Origin of the sequence: Pseudonocardia hierapolitana (genome assembly GCF_007994075.1) — a bacterium.
GTDB classification, from domain to species: domain Bacteria; phylum Actinomycetota; class Actinomycetes; order Mycobacteriales; family Pseudonocardiaceae; genus Pseudonocardia; species Pseudonocardia hierapolitana.
Genome location: NZ_VIWU01000001.1, coordinates 7539295 through 7565280, shown reverse-complemented (window position 1 = coordinate 7565280; position 25986 = coordinate 7539295). Strand labels below are relative to the sequence as shown.

Sequence of the window (25986 nt, the reverse complement as noted above, 5' to 3'; positions counted from 1 at the left end):
CGGGGGAGTCTGGGGCGTCGGCGCTACCCCTCGCGGCGGGTCATGCCGATGGCTTCGGCGCACTCCACGAGGGCGCTGAGGTGCGGGTGGCGCGGCGGGAGCGCCTGCTCGGCGTCCTGCACGGCCGCGCTCAGCAGGGCGGTGGCCGCCTCGAGGTCGCCTGCCGCGGCCTGGGCGCGTGCCAGTCCCATCCGCGAGGTGAGCGTGTCGGGGTGGGTCGGGCCGAGTACGCGCCTGCGCTGCGCGGTGACCTGGCCGGACAGCTCGACGGCGTCGTCCACGTCGCCTGCGAGCCGGTACGCCACGGCGAGCGCGTCGCGGGCGGTGAGGGTGCGCGGGTCCTCGTCGCCGAGCACTCGCGAGCGGTCGGCGACGTTCTCGGCGATGAGGTGGATGCCATCGCGCCGTTTGCCCGCCGACATCCGCGCGACGCCGAGGTTGCCCGCCACCGTCAGCGTGGCGTGGTGATCGCGCCCGAGCAGCGCGCGGCACCCGCGCAGCGTGTCCTCGAACAGGTCGATGGCTTCCTTCGCGTTGCCGGCCGAGAACAGGGCGGCCGCGCGCGCGTTCCGCACGGCGAGCTCGTGGAGGCTTCCCCTGTCAGGCGCGCCGCTCCGGTCGGGTACGCCGGCCCGGACCGGCTGTCGCGATCCATCCATGGCGGAGGACTCACCCTCCCCCTCCCTGGACCACCAGGGCATTCAGACCCCCAACGAGGATCAGGTCAACACGATGAGTGACGACCGCTCGGCCGAACGTGGAGAGTCAACCTGATCGACCGACGACGACGCAAGCCACCCCCCTCACGTGTGACCACGTCCGCGTAACCCGACCCGGTGACGCTCACCCGAACGAGCGATGCAGAATACGCGCGATGAACGAGCCCGATCACGAGCGGCTGCGACGCGAGCTCGAGTCCGCCGCCACGGAGGCGCGCGCGGACCCGGGCGGGCGGCGCCCGGTCACCGGCAAGCAGGCGATGATCGGGTTGCTCGCCGCCGTTCCGATCGCCGCCGCGGTGATCGCGGCGATCACCGCGTCCCAGTCGGGACCGGAGCCGGCCACCCCCGCCACACCGGTCGGGGAACCCCCGAGCGAGCCGGCCGCGCCGCCGCCACCGTCACCCCGCCCGACGACGCCGCGCGCGCCCGCCACCTCGACCGGACCAGACGTCCTCCCGCGGCCCGAGCCGCCCCGCACCCCGCCACCGCGCACCCAGCCACCGCAGCCCGGGCCGCCGCCGGACGCCAACCGGCCGACCACCCACACCGTGCAGCCCGGGGAGACCCTCGCCCGGATCGCACTGCGCTACCAGGTGCCGATCGAGCAGATCGCCGAGCAGAACGCCATCGCCGACCCCGACCTGATCCGGGCGGGCGACAACCTCGAGATCCGCCCCGCACCGCCGAACGAGGTCGTGATCCCCGCAGGCGCCACGCTCACCGGCCTGGCCTCCCGGCACGGCGTCACGGTCTCCCACCTGCTCCGGCTCAACCCGCACATCATCGACGCGGACCGGATCGTCGCGGGCGGGCGGCTGCGCATCTCGTAGTACGACCGCCCACGATCGATCCGAGGCGCGGACCCCGTAAATCGGGAGCGCTCCACCCATGCCGGCGACTAGCGTTCGACCACCGGCGCGGGGCCGGCGGGGGTACGGGCCGGGGGGCATGGACGAGAGCGGGCTGCGCGCGCAGCGGTACCCGGCACAGCGGTACCCCGCACAGCCTCTCACCTGGCGCCGCCTCGCCGGTGGCACGACGGCCACGGTCGGCGTGCTCGTCGTCATCGCCGCGGTGGCCGAGACCATCGGCGCGGTGGTGGCCGGCCAGGTGGCCGAGCACCCGACCATCGAGCTCGTCGGCCTGCTCGGTGCCCTGCTGGTCGGCGCCACCGTCCTCGACACCGCAGGCCGCACCGCGTTCTCCGGGGTCGTCGGACGCGCCGAGGGGAGGCTGCGGGCCGACCTGCTGCACGCCTCGCTCCACCAGCCGCTGCCGGTGCTGGAGGAGCAGGCCGTCGGCGAGGTGCTCGACCGCGTCGACGACGACGCCCGCCAGCTCGGCGCCCTGATGCGGCGCACGGGCTGGCAGCTGAGCCACGCCGTGCTGCGATCCGCGCTGGCCTGGGTGGTGGCCGGGCTCACGTGGTGGCCTGCCTGGTTCGCCTTCCCGGTCGTGGCGCTGCTGGCGGCCGCGCTGGTGCGCCCGCTCACCGCGGTGATCGCCGAGCGCAAGCTCGCGGAGGAGGCCGCGTGGTCGGACCACTCGGCCCAGCTGGAGGAGGCCGTCGCGGGGCGCGACGACGTGCGTTCCTCGCTCGGCCAGCCGCACGTCGTGCGCCAGTACGCGCTGCGGGCGCGGGAGGTGCTGCGCCGCGTCGCGGCCACGTGCGCCGCCTCCACGCGCGTGGGGCTGCGCACCGGTCTGGTCCTGCACGGGATGCTCGCCGCGCTCGCGGTGGCCGGCGCGGCGCTCGTCAGCGGGGGCGGGCTCGGGGTGGCCGAGCTCGTCACCCTGTGGCTGCTGTTCACCACGTTCGCAGGTCAGCTGAACAACATCAGCATGCAGATGCCGGAGGTGCAGGCCGGCCTGGGTGCGCTCCAGCGCATCCGCGGCCTGCTGGCCGCGCCGCAGGAACCGGTCGGCGGACGCCCGGTAGCGCCCGGCCCTGCGGCCGTGGAGGTCCGCGGCCTCACGTTCGGCTACCCCGGCGGGTTCGCGCTGCGCTCGGTCGACCTCACCGTGCCCGCCGGCACGACGTGCGCGCTCGTCGGGCGCACCGGCGCCGGCAAGTCCACGCTCGCGAAGCTGCTGTCCCGCGCGGTGGAGCCGCCACCGGGCACGGTGTTCGTCGCCGGGCAGGACGTCACGGCCACCGACCTGCAGGACCTGCGGCGCGCCGTCGGCGTGGTCACCCAGCGCACCGAGATCCTCGCGGCCACCCTCGAAGAGAACATCACGCTGTTCGGCGACGTCCCGCCGGGCGCGGTGGAGGCCGCCGTCGACGCGCTCGGCCTGGGCGAGTGGGTGGCCGCGCTCCCCGACGGACTGCAGACCCGGCTCGGCTCCGGCGGCACCACCCTGTCCGCGGGCGAGGAGCAGCTGGTGGCGTTCGCGCGGCTGCTCGTGCGGGACGTCGCGGTCGTCGTGCTCGACGAGGCGACCGCGCGCATGGATCCGCAGACCGAGCGCCGCGTCACGCGGGCCACCGACCGGCTCCTCTCGGGGCGCACGGGCATCGTCATCGCGCACCGGCTCTCCACCACCCGCCGCTGTCACGCCGTGGCGGTGCTCGACAGGGGGCGCGTGGTCCAGCACGGCGAGCGCGCCCGGCTCGCGGCCGAGCCGGGACCGTTCCGGGATCTCCTCGCCGCGGCGGGCGACGGCGAGCCCGCCGTCGAGCACGCCGCCCGGTTCACCCGCGCGGTCCGCCGCCCGCCGAAGCCCGCTCCCCCGCCCGTGCGCGCGCGGCTGGCCCGCACGGTGGTGCGCACGATGTTCGCCCACCCGCGTTGGGGCGTGCTCGGTGGTATCGCATTCCTCGTCGCGTCGCTGGTGGGGGCGTACGGCGTCGTCACGGGTTGGCTGTGGGGGCGGCTCGTGGGCGCGCTCGAACAGGGCGCGTCACCGTGGGCCGACACCGCCGCGCTGGCCATCACGCTGTTGCTGGCGCCGCTGGCTCTGGCGTGCGCGTTCCGCACCTACCCGCAGTGGTGGTCGGCGGTCACGCTGAGAACGCGCCTCGCCGTGCTGCGCGGGCAGACCATGCAGCGGCGGCTGGCCCGCACCCCCGCGGGCGAGGTGGTGGCGCGGGCGCTGGACTCCGACCGTCTCGTGCTCTACGTCGACCGCTGGGTCGACGTCACCAACGGCACCATCATCGTGCTGGTCACGGCCGTCGCCGCGCAGAGCGTGCTCGCCGGCGCGGTGCTCGCCACGGTGCTGGTCGTGTCCGCGGCGGTGTCGGCCCTCGGCGCCCCGGTGGCAGGCTCGTCGGCCCGCGTGGCCGGCGACGCCCGGGCCCGGTTCGGCGCCTCGCTGGTGTCGGTGCTCGACGCCGCACGCACCGTCAAGCTCGCGGCGGCCACGGACGCCGTCCAGGCGCACCTGCGCCGCGTCGACGAACGCCGCGTCGCGGCCGCCGTGCGGGAGCAGCGGGTGCGCATGCTGCTCGAAGGCACACCGGCACTGCTCACGCAGCTCGGGGTGGTCACGGCATGGGCGGTGCACCTCGCAGGCGGCTGGGACCTCGCCACGGCCCTGCTGGTGAGCACTTCCGTGGCCGGTTCCGGCTGGTTCGGGATGGTCTTCGGCGCCGCCGTCACCGAGGCCCCGGTGGCCCGGCGCTGGGTGCAGGCGATGTCCGACCTCTCCGGCGGCACGGACATCATGCGTCAGCCGCCGGGCGTCGACCTGCCGGCAGGCACCGCCCCCGCGCCCAGGCCCGCCGGCCGGGTACCGCTCAAACGGCTCAGCCTCGAGGGCGTCACCGCCGTGCACGACGACGGCACCGTCGGCGTGCAGGAGGTCGACCTCACGATCGACGCGGGCTCGCTCGTCCTGCTCACCGGGCGCGTCGGGTCGGGCAAGTCCAGCCTGCTCGCCGGCCTCGCAGGCCTGGTCGACCACGAGGGCAGCATCCGCTGGAACGACATGGAGGTCGACGACCCGGAGCTCTTCCTGCGGCCCGGCCAGGTGGCCTACGTCGGCCAGGTGCCGCGCGTGCTGTCCGGCTCGTTCTCCGACAACATCGCGCTCGACCACGACCGCAGGCTCCAGGACGCGCTCGACGACGCCCGCCTGGAGGCCGACGTCCGGGACGCGGGAGGGCACGGCGCACTGATCGGCCACCGGGGCGTGCGGCTGTCCGGCGGGCAGATGCAGCGCCTCGCGCTCGCCAGGGCACTCGCCACCGAGGCCGAGCTGCTGGTCGCCGACGACGTCTCCTCCGCGCTCGACGCCCGCACGGAGGTGGAGCTGTGGGAGGCGCTGCGCCGCCGCGGCGTCACGGTGGTGGGCTGCAGCTCCAAGCACTCCGCGCTCGCTCGCGCCGACTGCGTCGTCGTGCTGGAGGACGGCCGGGTCGCCGCCACCGGCCCCTGGTCGGCGCTCGCCGAGCGTTGGGGCCACCTGGCGGGGTAGCGCGGCATCGCCGTCGCCCGGTGTGACAGCCGGAGCCCGCGCACCCGTGATCAGCGGATCGGCGCCACCCGCACCTTGCCCTCAGTCACCGGTCAACCTGCGGTAACCCGGGCCGAGGTGGTTGTCCCGGATACACGGTGATCCCGACCGAGGAGAACCCCCGACCGTCGAAGATCATGTTCGACGTCGTCACGTCGATCCTCGACGTCGCGTTCCCCGTCATGCACACCACGTTGCCCGCCGAGCAGTTCACCGGCACGGCAGCCGCCGAAAGGCCGACCCGGCCCTCGCCGGGCCGCAGTTCCGCGACCGTCCGGTCGCCGACCGCGATCGGCGGCAGCACCAACGCCATGGCGGCCAGCGCTGCCGACGTCCACCACGGCACCCGCCGACACCTCGACGTCACTGCGAGTGACCTCCTACCAGCCCAGGCCCTCCTCGATCCGGCTCGCCAGCAAGTCCGACATCGAGGTGCTGTAAGTCGCTGTGAGGTGGTTGTCGTCCATGTACACGAGCACGTTGCCGATCACCGGCGGGCAGCGCTCCGCGTCGCACACGGCGTCGGCGATGTCGACGAACGTGACGTTCGCCGGCACGTCGGGCAGGTCGGTCCAGGGCGGTGTGGGCGCGTAGATCTCCGCGCGGTCCACCCCGCACCCGTCGACGTCGTCCGGGTGGGTCTGCACGCAGTCCGGCACGGAGTGGTCGAACCGCGGGTTGTCGCGCAGCGCGAGCACCGGGATGCCCTCCGCGTCGAGCCTCCGCCACTGCTCGACGAACCCGGCCGGGGTCTGCTCGGTCTGCCCGACGCGCGCGTCGCGCGTGGCGAGCGTGACGACGGCGTCCGGCCGCATCGCGATGATCTCGTCGGCGGCGGCCGCGTTCCAGGCCAGGCAGTCGGGCTCGTCCGGCACCACCTCGGACGCCGTGGAGAACGGGCAGGCGCCGCGCACGATCGTGATGATCTGCCAGTTGTGCTGCTGCGCGATGGGCAGCAGCGCCCCGGTGAGCTGCTGCGCGTGCGAGTCGCCCACCACGACGATCCGGCGGTCGGGCTGCACCGGCTCCTGCGTGTCCTCGGCGACGGGCAACGGGTGCGCGCACACGTCCATGGGGAAGCCGGCCATCGGCGTGCAGTTCCACTGCTCGATGCGCACCCAGTCCTCGGTGACCGCCAGCGCCGACGGCAGGAGCGGCGCGGGTGGGACCTCCTCGTCGGAGAGCAGCGCACGGGCACCGGGGTGGGAGTCGTCACCCACCACGGCCTCCGGGTCGACGCGCGATGCGGCCGCGACCTGCCAGCCGAACGCGACGGCGAGCACGACGGCGGTGCAGGCCACCGTGATCCGGGCCTGGCGGCGCGGGCCGCCGCGCCGGCGGGCGAGTGGCTTCTCGACGCACTCGTAGGTGATCGCGGCGAGCACCGTGGCCCCGCCGATGATCAGCACGCCCGCACCGAACCCGACCGACTCCGCCCCTGCGGCCTGCTGGTACAGCACGAGGAGCGGCCAGTGCCACAGGTACAGGGCGTAGCTGATGTCCCCCAGGTAGCGCGCGGGCGCCGCGGTGAGGACGCGGTCGGCGCCGAGCGCGGCACCGGTGCGGCCGGCCAGCAGCACGAGCGCCGCGCAGCCGGTGGGCCACAGCGCCGCGATGCCGGGGAAGGCGTGCGCGACCGGGATCACCGCGCCACACGCCACCAGGCCTGCGACGCCCGTCCAGCCCGCGGCCACGCGGGCCCGGCGCGTGAGGACGATCCGGTCCGCGTGCAGCGCGAGCAGCCCGCCCAGCGCGAACTCCCACAGCCGGGTCAGCGTGTGGAAGTAGGCGAGGGGCTGGTTCGCGATCGTCAGCTCCACCGAATGGACCAACGATGCCGCGAACACCCCCAGCAGCGCCATCGTGGCGGTGCGGTGCAGCTTGCCGGGCGCGTTCCGGCAGGCGAGCGCGACCACGGCGAACAGCAGCGGCCAGAGCAGGAACACCTGGACCTGCACCGACAGCGACCAGAAGTGCTGGGCGACGCTCGCCACGTTGTTGCGGGCCGCGTAGTCGACCGAGTCGGCCGCGAGCTGCCAGTTCTCCAGGAACAGGGCCGCGGCCACGATCTCGCGCACGGTCTGGCTCCAGCGGCCCTCCGGCAGGACCATCGCGGCGGCCACCGCGGTGACGACGAGCACCACCGCCGCGGCCGGCACGAGGCGCGCGAGGCTGCGCAACCACCGGCGCCGGACGCCGAACTCGCCGCGCTCGGCGGCACGCACCAGCTGCCCGGTGAGCAGGAACCCGGACACGACGAAGAACACGTCGACGCCGCCGGAGACCCGGCCCACCCACACGTGGTAGACGGCGACGAGGACGACCGCGAGCGCGCGCAGGCCCTGCAGCTCCGGGCGGAAGCCCGTCGCCACCCCGAGCCCCGCCACCGGGCGCCCGCCCGGCTGCTCACGCGCCGTCATGCAGCCCTCCCCCTCCGCGATCGATCGCCAATCCTAGGAAGCGGCCGCGCACGTCGATCAAACGCCCGCGATCGAACGCCTGCGATCCTGATCGGATCTTGACCTCGCAGGGTCACGATTGGTCCTAGGCTGGGCGCGCCAGGGCGTGAGCGTTGGGGGGACGAGTGAGCCTGGACCTCGAGAGGGCCACCCACCTACCGGCGAGCGGCACCACCGGCAGCGGCGTGCGGCAGCGGTTGCGCGTGCTCGCCGCCGGGCCCAGCACTCCCGACCGGCTGCGCCGCCTCGGCGCCGTGCTCGTGCTGGGGTGCCTGCTGGCCGGCGTGTTCAGCCTGGTCGACGGCACCGCACGCACGGAAGCGGTCCACGAGGGCGGCAGCCGCATCGCCGCCGTGCACGCCGACGCCGCCGAGCTGTACCGGTCGCTCGCCGACGCCGACGCGATGGCGACGAGCGGTTTCGTCTCCGGAGGGCAGGAGCCGGCGCAGATCCGCGCCCGCTACGACCGCGACATCGCCGACACGACGGCCCGGCTGGTGCACGCGGCCGGGCTGCTGCCCGCCGACGACCCGGCGGCCCCGGCGCTGGCCACGATCGCGGCACAGCTGCCGGTCTACAGCGGACTCGTGGAGTCCGCGCGCACGTACAACCGGCTCGGCTACCCGCTCGGGCAGTCCTACCTCGACAGCGCGTCCCGGCTGATGGCCACCGAGATCCTGCCGGCCGCCGACGAGCTGCGCAGGCTCCAGGCCGAGGCGCTCGCGGACGCGTACGGCCGCGCGGGGAGCGCGCCGATCGCCGTGCTGCTCATGGGTCTCGCGGCCCTCGCCGCCGTGGTCGACGCCGCGGTGCGGGAACGCAGGCGCACCCAGCGCGTCCTGTCGGTGGGGCTCACGGTCGCGGGAGGGGCCATCGTGGTCGCGCTGCTGTGGTGGGTGGTCGCGATGTCGGTGGCGAGCGGACGGCTCACCGAGGCAGAGCGGCACAGCGGCATCGCCGACACCCTCGACGAGGCACGAGCCGCCGTCCTGCAGGCACGCAGCAACGAGAGCCTGGTGCTGGTCGCCCGCGGAGGCGGCGCCGCCGACAGCGGCTTCACCGCCGCGATCGAGCGTGTGCTCGGCACGATCTCGACGAGCGGGCTCCTCGACGCGGCCAGGGATGCCGCCGAGCCCGACACCGACGACCGGATCGCCGCCGTCCGCACCGCCACCGAGGAGTGGATGACCGCACACCGCAGGTTGCGCGAGCTCGACGACGGCGGCCTCTACCGCGACGCCGTCGCCTCGGCCACCGGAGCGGCTCCGGACGGCTCCGGCGCCGCGTTCGACCGGCTCGGCACCGTGCTCGGCGAGACGATCGACGCCGAGCGGGCCGCGTTCCGGGCGGAGGCCGACACCGCCGCGGCCGCCCTCACCGGCCTCGCGGCGGGCCCTGCCGTGCTGGCGCTGGTGGCCGCCGCGGCGGCCGCCGCCGGGATCGGGCGCCGGGTGGAGGAGTACCGATGACGAGCGCGGCGGCGAAGAACGTCGATGCCCGGAAGCCCGCGATCTACCTCGTGGTGGGGGCGGTGCTCGCGCTCGGCAGCATGCTGCTGGGTGGGCTCGCCTCGGGCGAGCCCACCGGGCCTGCGCAGGCGCCGCAGGCAGGCGGGGCACCCACGGCACCCGCTCCGGCGTGCACCGAGGCGGTGCGCGAGAGCCTGCGCCCGCAGGGGCCGCTGCCCGCGCCCGGCGCCATGCCTGCCGGCTCCACGATGGCCGTCATCGCCGACCGGGGCCGGTTGATCGCCGGGGTGGACCAGGGCAAGTTCCTCGCCGGGTACCGGGACCCCCTCACCGGCAACCTCTCCGGCTCCGACATCGACATCGTCCGGCGGATCGCGGCCGCGATCTTCGGCGATCCGGAGCGGGTGCAGTACGTCGTGCTGAACATCGCCGACCGGGCCGCCGCGCTGGAACGCGACCAGGTGGACGTGGTCGTCAACAGCTTCACCGTCACCTGCGCCCGCCAGCGGGTGGTCGAGTTCTCCGCCCCCTACATGCCGGCCTCCCAGCGACTGCTGGTGCCCGTCGACAGCGGGATACGCGAGGTCGAGGACCTCGCGGGCCGCACCGTCTGCACCTCCCGCGGCTCCACCACGGAGATCGTGCTGCGCAACCTCGGCCTGCAGGTCGAGTCGCTCACCGGCATCCCGGACTGCGTCCTGGAGCTGCAGCGCGGCCGCGTCGCCGCGGTGTCGAGCGACGACGTCATCCTCGCCGGCCTCGCCGCGCAGGACCCCAACACCCGGGTGGTGGGCCGGGCACTGGACACCTCCCGCTACGCGGTGGGGATGCGCCCGGACGAGCCGGACCTCGTCCGCTTCGTCAACGGCGTGCTCGAAGCGGCCCGCGCGGACGGCAGCCTCGCGGCGAGCAACCGGCACTGGTACACCGGCCGCCTCGACCCCGTGCCCCCGCCTCCGCCGCCCGTGTACCGGGACTGACGCGGGGCTGGTGGTCCACTAGTCCCAAGGCCGTGTAGTTAAGGGGTGTGTGGGGTTGTCAACCCCTGGAAACAAGCAACGGAGTTCCTGCTAGAACGGTGTCGACCAAGATCACCAGAAGCAAGAACTCCGTTGGACACCAAGTCTGTCATCACTCGCACCACGACCGTGGCCGGGGGCCGGTTCGCTCCCGGCCATCTCGGCGAGCTCACCCAGCAGGTTCCGTTCGAGATGGTCGATGAGGCCCTGAGCGCCACCCGTACCACCCAGTCGCGGCTGCGGGACCTGCCATCCCGGGTCGTGGTCTATCTACTACTGGCCGCCTGCCTGTTCCCCGAGGTCGGGTATCTGGGCGTGTGGCGCAAGCTGGTCGCCGGGCTGGAGGGCATCACCACCGCCACGCCGAGCGGCGCCGGGTTGGCCCAGGCCCGCCGCCGCATCGGCGCGGCACCGCTGCGGTGGCTGTTCGACCTGCTGCGCGGCCCCGCAGCCAGCACCCCGACGGCCAGCTCCCGCCAGCCCGGAACGTGGTGGCGCGGCCTGCTGGTCTGCGCGATCGACGGCACCACCCTGACCGTGCCCGACAGCCCCGCGATGTTGACCCGCTTCACCAAGCAGCGCGGCAACCACGGAGGCGGCGGCTATCCACAGATCCGCCTGGTCGCACTGGTGGCCTGCGGCACCCGCACCCTCATCGACGCCGTGTTCGGCCCCACCACCGCGGGGGAGACCACCTACACGCCCCGCCTGCTGGCCAGCCTGCGCGCCGGGATGATCCTTCTGGCCGACCGCAACTTCGCCGCGGCCGGGCTACTGGCCCAGATCGCAGCGACCGGAGCCCAGGTGCTGGTGCGGCTGAAGAACAGCCGCACCATGCCGGTCCTGGCCCGCTACCCCGACGGCTCCTACCTGTCCACCCTCGCTGCCCTACCCGTGCGCGTGATCGAGGCCGAGATCACCATCACCACCACAGCGGGCCGGCACACCGGTGTCTACCGGCTCGCCACCACCCTGCTCGATCACCGCCGCTACCCCGCCAGCGAACTGATCACCCTGTATCACCAGCGGTGGGAGATCGAAACCGCCTACCTGGAACTCAAATCCAGCATCCTCGGCGGACGCGTGCTGCGCGCCCGCACCCCGACCGGCGTCGAGCAAGAGGTCTACGCCCTGCTGGTGGTCTACCAACTACTGCGCACCGCCATCGCCGACGCCACCAGCACCCGACCCGACACCGACCCCGACCGCGCCAGCTTCACCATCGCCTGGCACACCGCCCGCGACCAACTCATCCAGGCCGCCGATGTCATCGCCGGCACAGTCATCGACCTGATCGGCACAATCGGCCGCCACGTCCTGGCCAACCTCATGCCCACCCGCCGACTACGGGTGTGTCCCCGCATCGTCAAACGGGCCATCTCCAAATACCAAGCCCGAGGCCCAGCGATCGACCGGACCAGCTACAAAGCCACCACGGCCATCAACATCCTGGCAGCGACAGACCCTTGACGATCACAACAACCGACTAACTACACGGCCTTGCCACTAGTCCGGGGCCACGAGCGTGATCGTGGTCCAGGCGCCCACCTTCACCACGTCACCGTCGGCGAGCCGGACGGGCGTGTTCGGGGGGATCGGGTCGGACCGCTCCCCCACGATCGTGCCGTTCGTCGAGTCCAGGTCCACCACTTCCCAGCCCCCGTCGTCCCGGTGGACGAGCAGCGCGTGCAGCGCGGACACCCCGGGATCCACCGGCGGGGCGGACAGGTCGATCTCCGGCTCGATCCCCCGCGAGCGGCTGCGACGCCCGATCGCCAGCTGCGGACCGTCGAGCACGAACCGCCGCTCGGTGCTGAACGCGGGGAACTGCAGCGTGCCCGCGTCGGGCCCGTTGCGCCGCAGGACCTCCTCGAACCAGGCGCGGTCGGCGCGGACGACCGCGGTCCACGCCCCGCCCCGCGGCCGTGGCGCCGGGGTCTCCGGGACGTCGGCCGCGGGGACATCCGCCGCTGGGACCTCGGAAGCGGGCTCGGGCGGCGGGCCGAGCGCGCTGTCGTACCCGCAGACCTCGCAGAACCGGCCCTCGCGACCCGCACCGCAGTTCGGGCAGCGTTCTGCGGGTGCGGGCGGGGACGACGCCGGCTGCGGTTGCGCGCCGCGCAACCGCAGGCCGCAGACGTCGCAGTACTCCCCCGTGGCTGCCGCGTGGTCCTCCGTGCAGGGGGTCATCCGTCGCCCCGCACGCGCACGGTGCGGGTGGAGCGGGTGTCGAGCGTCATCTCGTCGACGTCCGCGACCACCCTGCGCAGCCGGACCGTGCCCGACGGCGCGTCGACCACCTCCACCACCCGCCCGAGCAGCCGCGCGGTGCCCTCGTTGCCCGACGCCGCGGCGAGCGCGACCGCCCGCCCGAGCCTCGCCGTGGCCGTGACCTCGTCGCCCGCCTTCCGCGCGGCGAGGCCCTCCTGGATGGCCTCGGCGAGCTCGGCCTGGCCGGTGTAGTGGGCGACGCCGCGGCTGATGCGCGTCGAAAGCGCGGTGTCCTCGGTCCAGATCGCCTTGACGAGGCCCTGCCCGAGCACCTGCTCGGGGGTGTCACCGGAGCCCGGCCGCACGATGCTGACCCGCCCGGCGAGCATCTCGTCGCCGACCGCCCCCTGCGGGACCTCGATCGCGAGGTGGTAGTCGCGGGACTCGGCGCCCCACGACCCGAGCGGGTAGTCGCCGCTCTGCCGCGCGGCTTCGGTGCGCCGGTCCGTGAGGTCCTCGACGGCCGGTGCCACCTGCTTGACGAACCGGACGCTCGCGCCCCTCGGCGTCCACAGGCGCAGGGCGAGGTCGGCGACGCTCTTGCCCATCGCCTCCCCCATGATCGACCGGAAGTCGGCCGCGAGGTCAGCCGGGTCGGCCACGATGTCCACGGTGCCGAGCATCGCGGTGGCGATCGTGCGCAGCTCGTCGACCCGCCAGTCGGTGCCCACGCCGCGGCAGTCGCAGGTGAAGGCGCCGAGCGCGCCGTTCAGCGCGTTCGAGAAGTACTCCGGCGACTCGCCGTTCTGGCCGTCGGTGAGCAGGATGGCGTGCTTGATCGAGCCCGGGTGCTCCCGCGCGAGCCCGCCCACGTGCGTGAGCCAGTTCCCGATCCCGGTACCCCCCTCGGCCTGCAGCCGCTCCACCAGCCGGGTGGCCGCCGCGCGCGAGCCCGCGTCCGCCACGGCCGTGCCGTGCGTGGGGAAGACCTGCCGGGTGACGTGGTTGCCGGCGACCACCGCGAACGACACCCCGTCGCGCAGCTCGGCGATCGCCGCCACCGTGGCCTGCCGGGCCGCCCGGATCTTGCTCCCCGTCATCGACGTCGAGCAGTCGACCACGATCACCTCGAGCACCTCGGACGCGGGGGCCGGCCCGGCCGCACCGTCGGCCGCGGTGACCGTGACGATCGCGTCCACCCGGGTCGCGTCCACCGGCAGGTAGCTGTTCTGGTCGACATCGACCGTGAACGCTCCGGCACCGCTCGCAGCCCCGTCCGCCATCTAGTACCTCCTCTCGTCCGAGGGCCCGACGGGCACGGCGACCACCGTGACGTTGTCGCGCCCGCCCGCGTCCAGGGCGATGGTCGTGAGAGCGCGGGCGACGGCCGCCGGCCCGCCCCGCTCGAGCCTGGGCAGCGCCGCCTCGGCCAGGTCCGCGGCACCCGGGAGGTAGTTCCACAATCCGTCCGAGCAGAGCAGCAGCAGCCCGGGACCCGCGGGCCGGAACGTCACGACGTCCGGCTCCGGCTCGCCGCCCGCCCCGAGCCACCGCGTGATCGCATGTGCCCGCCGGTCGGCCATCGCCGTCTCGACGTCGAGCGCCCCCGCCGCGATCATCTCCACCGCCCACGAGTGGTCCACGGTCAGCAGGCGTGCGGGCTCGGCCGCGTCCGGCGCCGCCAGCCAGTACACCCGGCTGTCGCCGACCCACCCGACCGTGATGGTGGGATCGCCGCCCGTACCCGGGTCCACCACCGCCGCCACGAGGGTGCACGACGGCGGGTTCCGGTAGCCCGCGTCGGCCAGCGCGGCCACGGCGGTCGCCGCCTCACCGACGGCTTCCTTCATGTTGGGGCCGCCCGGGTGCAGCAGCCGCACCAGCGCGGCGTCCGCGCCGGCGCGCGAGGCCAGCTCCGGGGAGTCCACGCTGGACACCCCGTCGCACACGACGGCGGCCACGAGAGTCGGCCCATCGGGTGGGTCGAGCACCCCGACGGCCATCGCATCCTCGTTGCGGACGTGGACCAACCCGCGGTCGCTGACGCCTGCGACCCGCCCGAGGTCGGCCTCGACGTGCTCGGTGCCGTCGGAGCGGCGCAGCCCGCAGGTGCCGCAGTAGTCCTCCCCCGCCTCGTCGACACCGAACCCGTTCGCGCCGACGACCCCGTTCGAGCCCGTCGTGCCGCACGCCGGGCACGGCCCCGACGGCGCCCGGGCGGCCCCGCCCCGGCGCATCCACAGGTCATGGCCGCAGTTCTCGCAGAAGCGGTGGTCGTCCACCGGTTCCCGGCACCGGGGGCACGCGGCGGCTCGGGCGGAAGGCTGATCCGGCATCGGCTACACCCACGTCCGCGGGCGCACGGCGTTGGCCCGATCCACCAGAACCACCCGCTGTCCCGGGTCGGACGCGAGCCGCGCCGACGCCCGAAGGCTCGCCTCGAGGGCCAGCCGCAGCGACCGTTCGTTCCACGGGCACCGCAGCAGCGGTGTGCCGCCGGCACCGTTCGGAGCGAGCTCCACCGCCTCCTCGAACAGCCGGGTGCGCACCCGCTGCGCGGTGGCCGCGTCGAGGCGCAACCCCTCCACCCGCGCCGCTGCCGCCCGCAGTTCGTCCTCACCCTGGTCGGTGCCGAACCGGCCGGAGAGCACCACCTCGATCGCGGCGAGCTGGGCGGCGACGTACTCGCTCGACGTGTCCGGCACGGCGTCGAGCGCCGCGAGCGCCCCCGCGCGGTCGCCGGCCCGCACCCGCACCCTGGCCAGCCCGAACGCGGCGTCGGCCACCCCCGGGTCGGGCCGGGCCACGAGCGCGTAGTAGCGGCCTGCCGGCTCGTCACGCCCCGCGCACTCCGCCGCCGCGGCGAGCGCCAGCTTGGGCGCCGCCTCCCCTGGAAGCGTGGAGTACACGGTGTCGAACGCCGCGCACGCCGCATCGACGCGGCCCTCGACGAGGGCGGCGACACCCCGGAACCAGTCCAACCTCCAGTCGTCGGCGTCCTCGGCGGCGAGCTCGTCGAGGACCCCGGCGGCCGCGGCCGGATCGGACACCTCGAGGTGGGCCCGCACGAGGGCCAGCTGCAGCGCCCGGCTCAACTTCGGCGCGGCGGCGACCACCCGCGCCACGTCGGCGGGGGTGCTGGGCGCCGCCGCGGCGAGCAGCGCGGCGGCCGGGTCGTCGCGGTCGACCAGCGGCACCGGCAGCAGCGCGGCAACCCGCGCCGGATCCGGCCGGCCGGGCGCGTCGGTGTCGGTGCCGGCGGCGGTGGCGCCACCGGTGTCGTTCGCGAGGCCGGGTCCCGCGAGCAGCCCGGGTGCGAACGTTCCGCGCGGCGGCCCGAACACGGTGGACACCGCGGGAGGTACCGGGCCCGACCGGTGGTCCCCGGATTCGTCGTCGACGCCCTCGGCGCGGTCGGTGGCGAGCACCTCCCGCAGCACGCCGCCGAGTTGCTCCGCCATCTCGTCGGCCGACTCGAATCTCCGCAGCGGGTCGGGATCGGTGGACCGCAGGAGCAGGCGGTGGAACGACTCGTGTCGCGCGAGCACCAGGTGCTCCGCAGGGTCGGGGATCGGGGTCGGCACGCCGCGGCGCGCAGGCGGGATCCCGAGAGCGAGCACCGCGAGCGTGCGACCGACGGTGTGCAGGTCCGAGCTCACCGACGGGCCGTTCTCGGGAACCGTCTCGTCGCCGATCTCGGGCGCCTGGTAGCCGATCGTGCCGTAGACGGCGCTGGTCAGGTCGTCGAACCGGATCACGGCCCCCAGGTCGATGAGCTTGAGCTGCCGGTCGTACTGGATCACGTTCTCCGGCTTGAAGTCGCAGTACGCCAGGCCGTTGGCATGCAGGTACCCGAGCGCGGGCAGCATCTCGAGCACGTACGCGATCGCGCGCGGCACCGGCATCGGGTCGAGCGTGCGGTCGTCACGGCGGCGCGCCTCCATCAGCTGCTTCAGCGACGAGCCGCCCACGTACTCCATCACGATGTAGCCGACGGGGGTGCCGTCCTCGTCGGGGTGCTGCACGAAGTTGTGGATCGTGACGATGTTCGGGTGGCTCACCTGCGCGAGGAACCGCCGCTCCGCGACGGCCGCGGCCATGGCGTGCGCGTCGCCGGAGTCGAGGAGGCCCTTGAGCACCACCCAGCGGTTGTCGACGTTGAGGTCGGTGGCGAGGTAGATCCACCCGAGGCCGCCGTGCGCGAGGCAGCCCTGCACCTCGTACTGGCCGGCGACGACCGTGCCGGGCCGGAGCTTCGGCGTGAACGAGAACCGCGTGCCGTCGTGCGGGCAGAAGCCCTCGGTGCGGCCGGGGCGTCCGTCCTTGGACCGGCCGACGGGCTTGTGGCAGGTGCTGCAGAACCGCTTGTTCTCCGGCACCTCGGGGTTGGTGAGCAGGGCGCTCGCCGGGTCGACCCGGGGCACCGCGGGCACCTCGACGAGCCCGGCGCCGAGCCGGCTGCGCGCGGTGCCGGTGGTGGTGCGGCCCGACCTGCGCCGTGACGGGCGGCTGCCCCCCGTGCTGGTGGACCAGCTGCTCCTCCGCGTGGAAGACCCGGTGGACCACGCGGTGGACGGGCCCGTCGTGTCGCCCGCGGGGGCGAGCCCGCAGGTGTCGCACCAGCCGCCGTCGATCGTGCCGTCGCAGCCGGGGCGGCCGCAGGGTTGCGAGCCCCCGGCGCCGGGTGGGGCGGGTGCGGGTGGCGCCGACCGAGTCGGGGCGGGGACGGGGGCCAGCCCGCAGGTGTCGCACCACCCGCCGTCGATCGTGCCGTCGCAGCCGGGGCGGCCGCAGGCCTGGGACGACGTCATGCCGGCCTCCCTGCGATGTCGCCGGTGTCGCCGGCCACCAGGAGTTGCCGGTAGGAGACGAGGGCACGGGTGGCGGCCGCCAGGTCGGCGGGGCGGGTCCACAGCAGGCGGCGGACGTCGGTGTCGAGGGCGAGCAGGTCGGGGCGTTCGGAGAGGCCGAGGCGGCCCGCCTTCGCCCGGTAGGCCTCGAAGCGGCCGCGCAGCTCGGAACGTCGTTCGAGCAGGCCGTCGGCGAGCTCGTGGGCGGTGCGCACCTCGGTGGCCGCCGCGTCGACCTCGGCCTCCAGGTCGGCGAGTGCACGGGCGCGCGCGGGCCAGCCGCGGCGGCTGGGCAGGCGCCCGTCGATCAGCGCGGCGAGCACGCCCCGCAGCGCCGCGGTGCGGTCGGGTGGCGGGTCGAGCGGTGCGGTGACCACGAGCTCCTGGGCCCGCAGCCGCACCTGCTCGGCCGCGGCGCGGGCCACCTGCAGCTCCGCGATCGCGTCGCCCACCCGGGCGAGGTGGTCGTTCCACGCGTCGCGGGCGGCGGCGGTGCGGGCGAGGTCGGCGGTGAGGGCGTCGACGCGCGCCCCGAGCTCGGCGAGCGTGGCATCCGGTGGCGCGTCGGCGAGGGAGAGCGGATCGGTGGTGCCCCGTGCGGTGAGCTCCTCGACGCGCGCGGTCAGCTCGGCCACGCGGGTGTCCTCGAGCTCGGCGGCCAGCCTGCGGGCCGCCCGCAGGCGCTCGGCGAGCGGCCCGATCGCGGCGAGGAACGCCTCGTGCAGATCGTCGGCGGTGACGAACAGGGCGTGGACGCGGTCGTACGCCGCATCCATCCGGCCGGCCAGGTCGGCGAGGGTGATCGCGTCGACGCGCTCGACGGTGCCGGTCAGCCTCCGCTCGACGACGGAGCGCCCGACCTCGATCGACGGTTCGCGCAGCAACCGGTGCAGCTCGGGATCGTCCGCCCCGCGGGCGAGGGCGGCGCGGGCGTCGGCGAGCACCCGCCGGTAGGTGTCGAAGTCCTGCCAGAGGCCGGCGAGCTCTGCGCTCGCCTGCGTCCACTCCCGCGCCGTGCGGCCGGTGAGGCGGCCCTTGCTCAGCAGCGCGTGGCCGGGATGCCGCTCCAGCTCGACCAGCGACGTCGCGATCCGCCCCTCGGCGTCGCCGCGCTGCGCCAGCTCCCCCTCCAGCCCTCCGATGCGCGCGGCGCCGCCCCCTCCCGTCATACCGCTGTCACGCCCCCAGCCCCGCAGCACCCCATCGAGTCGGGAGGGTAGCGCGATCAGGCGCGCGGAGGGATGGCTCTGAGCGACGGTTTCGCAACGGGCAGACTGATCTACGGCTCGTCGCCACAAGATTGTCGGCACGCAGAAGGGCGTCCATGTTCTCGATCGGGTTCGTCGGGGCCGGCCAGTTCGCCGGCCAGTTCACCGAGTTGTTCCACAAGCACCCCTCGGTCAGCGCCGTGCACGTCACGGACCTGATCCCCGAGCGGGCCACCGAGCTCGTGCAGATGCAGGACCTTGCAGGCACGTTCGGGAGCTTCGAGGAGATGCTCGCCTCCGACGTCGACGCGGTCGCGATCTTCACACAGCGCTGGACGCACGGCCCGCTGGTTCTGCAGGCCCTCGAGGCGGGCAAGCACGTCTACTCCGCGGTGCCGATGGCGATCACCGCCGACGAGATCGGCGCGATCATCGAGGCGGTCCGCCGCACCGGGCTGACCTACATGATGGGCGAGACGAGCTACTACCACCCGGCCACCGTGTTCGCCCGCAACAAGATCGCCGACGGCGCCCTCGGCCGCGTCTTCTACGCCGAGGGCGACTACGTCCGCGACATGGATCTCGGCTTCTACGCCGCCTACCGGTACAGCGGCGGGGAGAACTGGAAGGCCACTGCGAGCTACCCGCCGATGCTCTACCCCACCCACGCGATCGGCGGTGTGCTCGGCGCGTGGGCGACCCACGCGGTGAGCGTCAGCTGCATCGGGGTGCGTGACGACCGCGGCGACGGCGTGTTCGACCGGGAGATCAGCCGGTTCGGCAACGACTTCTCCAACGCCACGGCCCTGTTCGAGCTGGCGGACGGCGGCGTGATGCGCACCAACGAGATGCGGCGGGTGGGTTATCCGTCGCACATCCGGGAGTCCCGGTTCCGGTTCTTCGGCACGGACGCCAGCTTCGAGCAGCTCGCGACCGTGAGCGTCTGGCAGGACAAGGAGAAGGTCGTCGACGTCACCGACGAGCTGGAGGCGAGCTCGGGGTTGTCCGTGGACGACCCGTCGCTCGCGCACGTGGCCCCGGAGCTGCGACCGGCCTTCGTCTCGGGCCACGCGCCGGTGCACGACGTCGCCCGCCTGCCTGCGAGCTACCACGGCGCCCACAACGGACACGAGGGCAGTCACCAGTTCCTCGCCGACGACTTCGTCCAGGCCGTGGAGACCGGCGCGCTGCCCAGCGTGAACGCCTGGGTGGCGGCGCGGTTCACCCTGCCCGGCATCGTCGCGCACGAGTCGGCGCTGCGGGGCGGCGAGCGGCTGCCGATCCCCGACTTCGGCGACGCGCCCGCCTGATGCCGGCCGTGAGCGGATACGAGTGCGCGAACACTCGTACCCGCTCACAACCCCACTGGCGGGATCCAGTGGCTAGACCTCGTCGAAGATGCGGCCCATGTCGGCCCACACGTCCCGCCGGTACCGCCGGGTCCAGGCGGCGAGCGCCAGGCCTGCGGCGGCGATCGCGAGGCAGACCCAGGGCACCATCGCGATCTGCAGCGGGATCGGGGCGTCGGGCGCGGCGGGCACGAACGAGTAGTACAGCCCGCCCACGACCGCGAGGGCCCCGACCAGCGCGGCGAGCACGCCCGTCACGGTGAACCAGGGCCGTCCGGTGCGCCTGCCCTGTGCCGCACCCGCGACGCCGAGCAGCAGGTACACCCCCATGACCAGGGGTGTACCGATGCCGGCGAGGAAGGTGAACAGGAAGATGCCGCCGGTCTGCCCGCTGTCGACCCCACCGGAGAGTGCGATCTGCCCCTCCCTGCTCGTCAACAGGATGGAGACGGCGGCGAGCAGCGCCCAGACCGCGAGGTCGAGCCCGATCGCGCGCCACGGCGTGCCCCACCGCGGGTGCAGCACGCCCAGCCACGCGGGCAGCACCCGCTCACGGCCCATCGCGAAGAGCACCCGCGAGACCGCGATGTGCACCCCGAGCGCGCAGAACAGGCTCGCCAGCGCGGCGCAGGCCAGCACGACCGCGCCGACCGCCTCGTTGGGCGCCACGGCGGCCAGCCCCGCGACGGACGTCGGCCAGTCGGTGGCCGCCTGCTGCACGCCGAACCCGATCGCCGTCGCGTAGGTGATCACCAGGTAGAACAGGCCGGCCACCACGATCGAGCCGATGATCGCGCGCGGGATCGCCCGCCGCGGGTCTCGCGTCTCCTCCGACAGCACCGCGCTGGCCTCGGCCCCGGTGAACGACAGCATCGCGAACGACAGGCCGAAGAGAACACCCGTCCACGAGACGCCCGCCGCGGACGGCCAGAACGCGGCCAGGTCGACGCTGCGGCCCGGGTCGGCCACCGGCGTCGTGCCGTCGATGACGCTGACGGCGGGCGACCCGATCGCGATGACGACCACGGCCACGGCGAGCAGCGCGACCATCGTGACGAGCAGGATCGCCAGCTGCGTCCGGGTGGAGGCCCGGATGTCGTACAGGCTCATCAGCGCGATGACCACGAGCCCGGCGATGGAGAACCAGTACCAGGCCGGGTCGGCACCGGTGAGCAGCGCGACGAGGCTCGCGGTGAAGAACCCGAAGCCCCACAGCACCGCACCGCCGAGCACGAGGAACGCCGCGGCGTAGCACCACCCGCCGAGGAAGCCGAGCACCTTGCCGCCGCCGTGCGTGATGTAGGTGTACATCGACCCGGCCGAGGACAGCGACCGCGCGAACATCGCGACCGTGCCGCCGACGGCGAGCATGGCGAGGGTCCCGAGCAGGTACGCCAGCGGCGTCGCGCCACCCGCCTTCGTCGAGGCCAGGTAGGTGAGGAACGCCCCGGACATCGCGGGCGCGATCACCGACAGGCTCTGCGCGATGACGTCGCGCAGGCCGAGCGTGCGGTGGAAGCCGCCGGTCGCCGCGGGGGCGGCGGTCGCGTCAGTCGACATCGCCGGCACGCTCCTTCGCGGGGCCGTGCACGTCCGCCGCGCCCCCGTGGCAGTGCGCCGCCCGGGTCGCCGGGACGTCGAGGGCCGGGTTGCGGTCGAAGAACCCGACGGGCTTGAGCGTGAACCCCGTGTGGTCGACGGGCATGACCGGCCAGTCCTCCGGCCGCGGGAAGTGGGTGGTGCCGAACGTGTGCCAGACGACGATGTCCTCGCCGTCGATGTCGCGGTCGGCCTGCACCCATGCGGGCAGGCCCGCGCCGCCCGGGTTCTGGTTGACGAAGTCGCCCGCCGGGTAGCGCTGCGCCGGGTCGTACCGGGTGACCCACAGGTGGTTGGTCGCGAACGTTGCCCGCGCGTGGATCGAGGAGGCCTCGTCGGCGAGCAGCGTGGCCCGGCCCTCGGGCAGCAGCGCGTAGCCGACGCTCTGGCCGAGCGCCCCCCGCTTCTCCGGGTTGACGACGTGCCAGGTGCGCACCACCGACCCGTCGGCGCGCCGCTGCGCCTGCGACTCGCGCGACAGGCGCGTGCGCCGCTGCCGGAACGCGTTGCCGTACGGGTTGCCCTCCCCCATCGGCACCCGCTCGGCGTCGACCTCCTCGACGGCGTTGCGCACGCCGTCCACGGTCATGTCCAGCCGCGCCGAGAACAGGTGCTGGTGGTAGGGCGCGCCGAGGCCGGGCGCCACCTCGGTGGCGTAGTCGTTGCCGCCCTCCGGGTAGGCGGCGGTGAACACGATCCCGGTGGCCTTGACCTCGAGCTGGATCGTGCCGTCGAGGTAGAGGTACCAGTAGAAGCCGTAGTCGTAGTTGCCGATCGGCGTGAAGAACGAGATGACCAGGCGCCGCTGGCGGCGCACCTCGCGCGACTGCGTGAACAGGTCCGAGTGCTTCCAGAGCACACCGGTGTCCTCCTCGTGCATGCAGATCGCGTTGGTGATCGTCTTCGGCATGCCGAGGTCGTCGGCGATCACGGCGTCGACGTAGTGGATGTCGCCGAGGCAGTCGCAGCCGAGCTGGAGCGAGTCGGCGTAGCGGGCGAACATGTACTCGCCGCAGTCGAAGTAGTTCTGCCAGAACCGCGTCGGTGCCGGGTCGGCGTAGGGCACCACCATCTCCGCGATCGAGGCGCGGTAGCAGACCGGACGGCCGTCGAACGCGATCTGGTGCAGGGTCAGGCCCTCGCGCTCGTTGAACCCGATGCGCAGGTCCCAGTTGCCCCAGCGCACCCGACCGTCCTCCACGGTGAAGCTGCGGCCATCGGGCTGGGTGATCTCGATCGGCTTCAGGGAGTCGAGCGGCGGGCCCTGCACCGCGGGGTCGTCGAAGTTGCCGGAGGTGGCCGGGACGGGCGGGGTGGCGACGTCGACGATCCGGGTGACGCGCCGGTCGGTGAGGTCGACGTAGGCGACGAGCCCGTCGATCGGGTGCGCCCACGGGTGGTCCTTCTCGTGGTCCTGTCGGAACCCGAACGAGCGCACGATGCGCCTGCCGACCTCCTCCGGGTGGTCGTAGACACCGGCCGAGAGCGGCACGGCGCGCACCGAGGCCGGCTCGATGCCCCGCTTGCGCAGCGCCTCGACCCAGCCCTCGTCGGCGTTGAGGATGTCCTCGATCAGCTCGAACTCGGCGTCGATGATCGGCGGCTGGCCCTCGCGCGGCGGGTCGATCTCCCGCGACGACACCACTTCCCCGCTGGTCGCCGACACGACGGTGTCCCACGACCGCCCGGTCGCGAGGTCGAGCAGCACGGCCCGGAACCGGCGGTCGACGCGAGCACCGTCGGCGTGGGCGAGGACCTCGGCCTTCGGCGGCTCCTCCGGTGCGAAGAACGCGAACCGGACGGTCTCGGTGAGCAGGCCGGCGGCGGCGAGGGTCTCGCGGACCCGGTCGACCTCGGCACCGCGCGTCATGGCGAGCGGATGGGTGGGGGTGGTTGCTGCGCGCCGGTCCTCGACGGTGGTCATCCGGTTCCTCCCTGCGTCGTTGGCGAGAGCGTGGTGAGGCACCGTCACCGCTGGATGCCGACGCGGTCAAAGGTGGGTCTCCGCAGCCGCGAAAGGCTGATGTGACGGCTCTCACCCGGTGAGAATCCGGCTCGTCCGATTCTCATTCGACGCGTTTCCGCCTGTCGCGGCGGCTGCGGCCGGGTTAGCGTCCGTCCGATCGTCGGAGGTGCGTGATGCGGAACGGGGCACTGGCGGGGCTGCGGCGCCGCTCGCCCGTGCACGGCCTCGACCGGCGCAACCTCCGCCCGGTCGAGGTGCTCGCGCAGTCGGTGTCCACCGCGGCACCCGCCGCGGGGATGGCCACCGTGCCAGCCATCGTGGCCACGACCGCCGGCACGGCGACGGTCTGGTCGTTCGTCCTGGCGACGGCGGTGGCGCTCGCCGTCGGCGCCTGCATCGCGACGTTCACCCGCCGGATGGCGGCCGCAGGCTCGCTCTACAGCCTCACCGCGAAGGGCCTCGGGCCGGGAGCGGCGTTCGCGTGCGGAGCGGCGCTGCTGGCCGGGTACGCCGTGCTCCTCATGGCGGCGCTCGCCGGCGCGGCGCTCTACACCGACGCGTTCCTCACCCGGCTCGGCCTGGCCGCACCACCTGCCGTCGGAGCCGCGACCGTGGTGGTCCTCGCCGCGCTCGCGGGCGGCCTCGTGCTGCGCGGGGTGCGGGTCTCGGCGCGGATCGTGCTCGCCGTCGAGGCCGTCTCGATCACGGTGATGCTCGTGATCTTCGGGGTGCTCCTCGCCGGGCCGCCTGCGCCGCCGGCACCCGCAGCGGCCACGCCGGGCTGGAGCCTCGTCGGGGTCGCGGCCGGGGTGCTCCCCGCGCTGGGCGCGTTCATCGGCTTCGAGGCGGCCACCGCCCTCGGGGTCGAGGCGCGGAAGCCGTTCGTCTCCGTGCCGCGGGCGGTGCTCGGCACGGCGGGCCTGGTCGGGCTGCTGTCGCTGCTCGCCGCCCACACGCAGGTGGTCGGGTTCGCGGGGGCGCTGGGCGGGCAGCCCGAGCCCGTCGTGACGCTCGCCGCGGCGCACGGCACACCGTGGCTCGCCGTCCTGCTCGACCTCGGCATCGCCACCTCGTTCGTCGCATGCACGCTCGCCACGACGAACGCGCTGGTCCGCGTGCTGTTCTCCATGGCGCGCGACCGGATCGTGCCCCGGCCCATGGGGGCGACCCACGGCCGCTACCGCACGCCGCACGTCGCGATCGCCGTCGCGGTGCCCGTCGGTGCCGCCGTTCCCGCCGCGCTGTTCCTGGCCGGGGTGCCGGGCCTGACCGTCCTGCGTGGGCTGCTCAGCGTCGCGACGGCCGGGTACCTCGTGGCCTACCTGCTCGTGGCGCTCGCCGCGCCGCTCTTCCTGCACCGCATCGGCGAGCTCACGCCCGCGCCGGTCGTGGTCACCGCGCTCGCCGTACCGGTGCTCGCGGGGGTCTGCGGCGTGTTCGTGGTCTCCGCGCTCGGCGGCGCGGTCCCGATCGTGCTCGGTGCCCTGGTGCTGGCCGCGCTCGCCTGGTACGCGGTGCTGCGGGTGCGGCGGCCGCGGGAGCTCGCCGCGATCGGCGTGTACGACGAGCCGTCCGCCGCGGACGTGCACACGGCGAGCGGGCCGGCCGGGCGGGCCCGGTGACCGGGCTCGACCCCCTCCCGCTCTCCGGGCGCCAGCCCCGTGCGGTCCGCAGCGCGCTGGCCGTCCTGGAGGAGGTGGTCGCGGCAGGTCCGGGCGTCACCGCGAAGGAGATCTCGGCCGCGCTCAAGCTGCCCCAGGCCACGACGTACCGCCTGCTCAACCTGCTCGTCGGCGAGGAGTACCTCGTGCGGCTGCCCGACCTGCGCGGGTTCGCCCTCGGCCGGCGGGCGGCCCGCCTCGCGCTCCCCGTCGTCACCACCCCGCCCACGGCGGCCCGCGCGGTGGTGGAGCACCTGCGCGGCCTCGTCCGCTGGGGTGTGCACCTCGCGTCGTTCACCACCGGTCAGGTCGCGCTCGTCGACCCCGATCCCGACCACCCGCCGGCCGAGCCGACCCTCATCGCCCGCTACCCGCACGCTTCGGCGCTGGGCAAGCTGCTGCTCGCCGACCAGCCCGACTGGCGGGCGGTGTCCCGCGACCTGCGCCGGTTCACCGAGCACACCGTCGTCGACGCCGTCGCCCTCGACCGGCAGCTCACCGCCGTGGCCGCCACCGGGCTCGCCCGGCAGTGCGGCGAGCTGCGCCCGGACCGGGGCTGCCTCGCCGTGCCCGTCCGCGGGCCGGGCACCGGTGCGCTCGTGGCCGGGCTCGCGCTGGCCGGGCCGCCGGACCGCGTGGCCGAGCCGAACGAGGAGCTCGTCGCCCTCCTGCGCGAGCACGCCGAGCGGCTCTCCCCGCTCCTCGCCTAGACGATCCCGGCACAGGCGTTGCGTGGGCGCGCCGTTCCCGACTCGGACCGGACGTAATCGGCCCGGCAAATTCGTACGCGGCGTGCGTGGCCGGTTTGGGATCATTACCGAATAGCGTGGTTGCTCGGGTAGCCGTCCCCGCGGGGACGGCCGCCCACACAGCCACGCTATTCGGTAGTGATCCCAACCCAGCCACCCTCCCCCCGCACGAGGCACGCCGGGAATCGGAAGACAGCGCCCGAAACACCGCCGAGGTCGATCACACCTGCCGCTCGAGGCGACCAGGCTTGCCCATGAGAGAA

18 protein-coding genes are annotated in these 25986 nt (G+C 74.3%); 8 read left to right on the top strand and 10 right to left on the bottom strand.

Features of this window, described 5'->3' with window-relative positions:
• Positions 1-23 precede the first annotated feature (23 nt).
• Positions 24-575, bottom strand: a complete 552-nt coding sequence (locus FHX44_RS35670) for a tetratricopeptide repeat protein (protein WP_170309172.1) — start codon at positions 573-575, stop codon at positions 24-26.
• A gap of 299 nt (positions 576-874) precedes the next feature.
• On the opposite strand from FHX44_RS35670, the gene FHX44_RS35665 reads away from it, so the two are divergent.
• Together FHX44_RS35665 and FHX44_RS35660 are read left to right on the top strand one after the other, a co-directional pair.
• A complete protein-coding gene (locus FHX44_RS35665; protein ID WP_147259795.1) occupies positions 875-1552 on the top strand; it encodes a LysM peptidoglycan-binding domain-containing protein in 678 nt (225 codons plus the stop codon).
• Between the two features lie 118 nt (positions 1553-1670).
• Positions 1671-5144, top strand: a complete 3474-nt coding sequence (locus FHX44_RS35660) for an ATP-binding cassette domain-containing protein (protein ID WP_147259794.1) — start codon at positions 1671-1673, stop codon at positions 5142-5144.
• Between the two features lie 85 nt (positions 5145-5229).
• Here the strand turns inward: FHX44_RS35660 and FHX44_RS35655 are convergent, their stop codons facing one another.
• Positions 5230-5529, bottom strand: coding sequence for a hypothetical protein (locus tag FHX44_RS35655; RefSeq protein WP_147259793.1), 300 nt, complete (start codon positions 5527-5529; stop codon positions 5230-5232).
• A gap of 34 nt (positions 5530-5563) precedes the next feature.
• The gene (locus FHX44_RS35650; RefSeq protein WP_147259792.1) at positions 5564-7603 is read right to left on the bottom strand and encodes an acyltransferase family protein; all 2040 of its coding nucleotides are present in this window, start codon (positions 7601-7603) and stop codon (positions 5564-5566) included.
• A 164-nt stretch (positions 7604-7767) separates the two neighbouring features.
• Here FHX44_RS35650 and FHX44_RS35645 point away from each other — a divergent pair, with 164 nt between their 5' ends.
• The 3 genes from FHX44_RS35645 (at position 7768) to FHX44_RS35635 (ending at position 11600) form a co-directional block, all read left to right on the top strand.
• Positions 7768-9111 (top strand): hypothetical protein, encoded by a 1344-nt coding sequence (locus tag FHX44_RS35645; RefSeq protein WP_147259791.1) that lies wholly within the window; start codon positions 7768-7770, stop codon positions 9109-9111.
• Positions 9108-10091, top strand: coding sequence for a glutamate ABC transporter substrate-binding protein (locus FHX44_RS35640; protein WP_147261727.1), 984 nt, complete (start codon positions 9108-9110; stop codon positions 10089-10091). The genes FHX44_RS35645 and FHX44_RS35640 overlap by 4 nt, the downstream gene beginning before the upstream one ends.
• Before the next feature lie 132 nt (positions 10092-10223).
• A complete protein-coding gene (locus FHX44_RS35635) occupies positions 10224-11600 on the top strand; it encodes an IS4 family transposase (RefSeq protein ID WP_170309171.1) in 1377 nt (458 codons plus the stop codon).
• A gap of 36 nt (positions 11601-11636) precedes the next feature.
• Here FHX44_RS35635 and FHX44_RS35630 read toward each other — a convergent pair whose 3' ends face one another.
• The 5 genes from FHX44_RS35630 to FHX44_RS35610 are packed head-to-tail and all read right to left on the bottom strand — an operon-like array spanning position 11637 to position 18360.
• Positions 11637-12320 (bottom strand): FHA domain-containing protein, encoded by a 684-nt coding sequence (locus tag FHX44_RS35630; protein ID WP_147259790.1) that lies wholly within the window; start codon positions 12318-12320, stop codon positions 11637-11639.
• On the bottom strand, positions 12317-13624 hold the full coding sequence (locus tag FHX44_RS35625) for a vWA domain-containing protein (protein WP_147259789.1): 1308 nt from the start codon (positions 13622-13624) through the stop codon (positions 12317-12319). Before FHX44_RS35625 ends, FHX44_RS35630 begins: the two co-directional genes overlap by 4 nt.
• On the bottom strand, positions 13625-14623 hold the full coding sequence (locus tag FHX44_RS35620) for a protein phosphatase 2C domain-containing protein (RefSeq protein ID WP_246170766.1): 999 nt from the start codon (positions 14621-14623) through the stop codon (positions 13625-13627).
• A gap of 57 nt (positions 14624-14680) precedes the next feature.
• The gene (locus FHX44_RS35615) at positions 14681-17152 is read right to left on the bottom strand and encodes a serine/threonine-protein kinase (protein ID WP_147259788.1); all 2472 of its coding nucleotides are present in this window, start codon (positions 17150-17152) and stop codon (positions 14681-14683) included.
• Complete coding sequence (locus tag FHX44_RS35610; RefSeq protein ID WP_147259787.1) at positions 17149-18360, bottom strand: hypothetical protein; 1212 nt, start codon at positions 18358-18360, stop codon at positions 17149-17151. The genes FHX44_RS35615 and FHX44_RS35610 overlap by 4 nt, the downstream gene beginning before the upstream one ends.
• Positions 18361-18515: 155 nt before the next feature.
• On the opposite strand from FHX44_RS35610, the gene FHX44_RS35605 reads away from it, so the two are divergent.
• A complete protein-coding gene (locus FHX44_RS35605; protein ID WP_147259786.1) occupies positions 18516-19709 on the top strand; it encodes a Gfo/Idh/MocA family protein in 1194 nt (397 codons plus the stop codon).
• 72 nt (positions 19710-19781) lie between these two features.
• Here the strand turns inward: FHX44_RS35605 and FHX44_RS35600 are convergent, their stop codons facing one another.
• Together FHX44_RS35600 and FHX44_RS35595 are read right to left on the bottom strand one after the other, a co-directional pair.
• The gene (locus tag FHX44_RS35600) at positions 19782-21308 is read right to left on the bottom strand and encodes an APC family permease (RefSeq protein WP_147259785.1); all 1527 of its coding nucleotides are present in this window, start codon (positions 21306-21308) and stop codon (positions 19782-19784) included.
• Positions 21298-23271, bottom strand: coding sequence for a primary-amine oxidase (locus tag FHX44_RS35595; protein WP_147259784.1), 1974 nt, complete (start codon positions 23269-23271; stop codon positions 21298-21300). The genes FHX44_RS35600 and FHX44_RS35595 overlap by 11 nt, the downstream gene beginning before the upstream one ends.
• 215 nt (positions 23272-23486) lie before the next feature.
• Between FHX44_RS35595 and FHX44_RS35590 the strand changes: the two genes are divergently transcribed.
• Together FHX44_RS35590 and FHX44_RS35585 are read left to right on the top strand one after the other, a co-directional pair.
• A complete protein-coding gene (locus FHX44_RS35590; protein WP_147259783.1) occupies positions 23487-24935 on the top strand; it encodes an APC family permease in 1449 nt (482 codons plus the stop codon).
• Positions 24932-25684: an IclR family transcriptional regulator gene (locus FHX44_RS35585; protein WP_147259782.1), complete on the top strand. Its 753-nt coding sequence runs from the start codon at positions 24932-24934 to the stop codon at positions 25682-25684. The genes FHX44_RS35590 and FHX44_RS35585 overlap by 4 nt, the downstream gene beginning before the upstream one ends.
• The last annotated feature ends 302 nt before the right edge of the window (positions 25685-25986 follow it).

Bases quoted from the DNA above. Each gene is read 5' to 3' on its own strand.
- FHX44_RS35665 (WP_147259795.1), top strand. From the start codon at position 875: ATGAACGAGCCCGATCACGAGCGGCTGCGACGCGAGCTCGAGTCCGCC.
- FHX44_RS35660 (WP_147259794.1), top strand. From the start codon at position 1,671: ATGGACGAGAGCGGGCTGCGCGCGCAGCGGTACCCGGCACAGCGGTAC.
- FHX44_RS35650 (WP_147259792.1), bottom strand. From the start codon at position 7,603: ATGACGGCGCGTGAGCAGCCGGGCGGGCGCCCGGTGGCGGGGCTCGGG.
- FHX44_RS35640 (WP_147261727.1), top strand. From the start codon at position 9,108: ATGACGAGCGCGGCGGCGAAGAACGTCGATGCCCGGAAGCCCGCGATC.
- FHX44_RS35630 (WP_147259790.1), bottom strand. From the start codon at position 12,320: ATGACCCCCTGCACGGAGGACCACGCGGCAGCCACGGGGGAGTACTGC.
- FHX44_RS35625 (WP_147259789.1), bottom strand. From the start codon at position 13,624: ATGGCGGACGGGGCTGCGAGCGGTGCCGGAGCGTTCACGGTCGATGTC.
- FHX44_RS35615 (WP_147259788.1), bottom strand. From the start codon at position 17,152: ATGACGTCGTCCCAGGCCTGCGGCCGCCCCGGCTGCGACGGCACGATC.
- FHX44_RS35610 (WP_147259787.1), bottom strand. From the start codon at position 18,360: ATGACGGGAGGGGGCGGCGCCGCGCGCATCGGAGGGCTGGAGGGGGAG.
- FHX44_RS35605 (WP_147259786.1), top strand. From the start codon at position 18,516: ATGTTCTCGATCGGGTTCGTCGGGGCCGGCCAGTTCGCCGGCCAGTTC.
- FHX44_RS35600 (WP_147259785.1), bottom strand. From the start codon at position 21,308: ATGTCGACTGACGCGACCGCCGCCCCCGCGGCGACCGGCGGCTTCCAC.
- FHX44_RS35595 (WP_147259784.1), bottom strand. From the start codon at position 23,271: ATGACCACCGTCGAGGACCGGCGCGCAGCAACCACCCCCACCCATCCG.
- FHX44_RS35590 (WP_147259783.1), top strand. From the start codon at position 23,487: ATGCGGAACGGGGCACTGGCGGGGCTGCGGCGCCGCTCGCCCGTGCAC.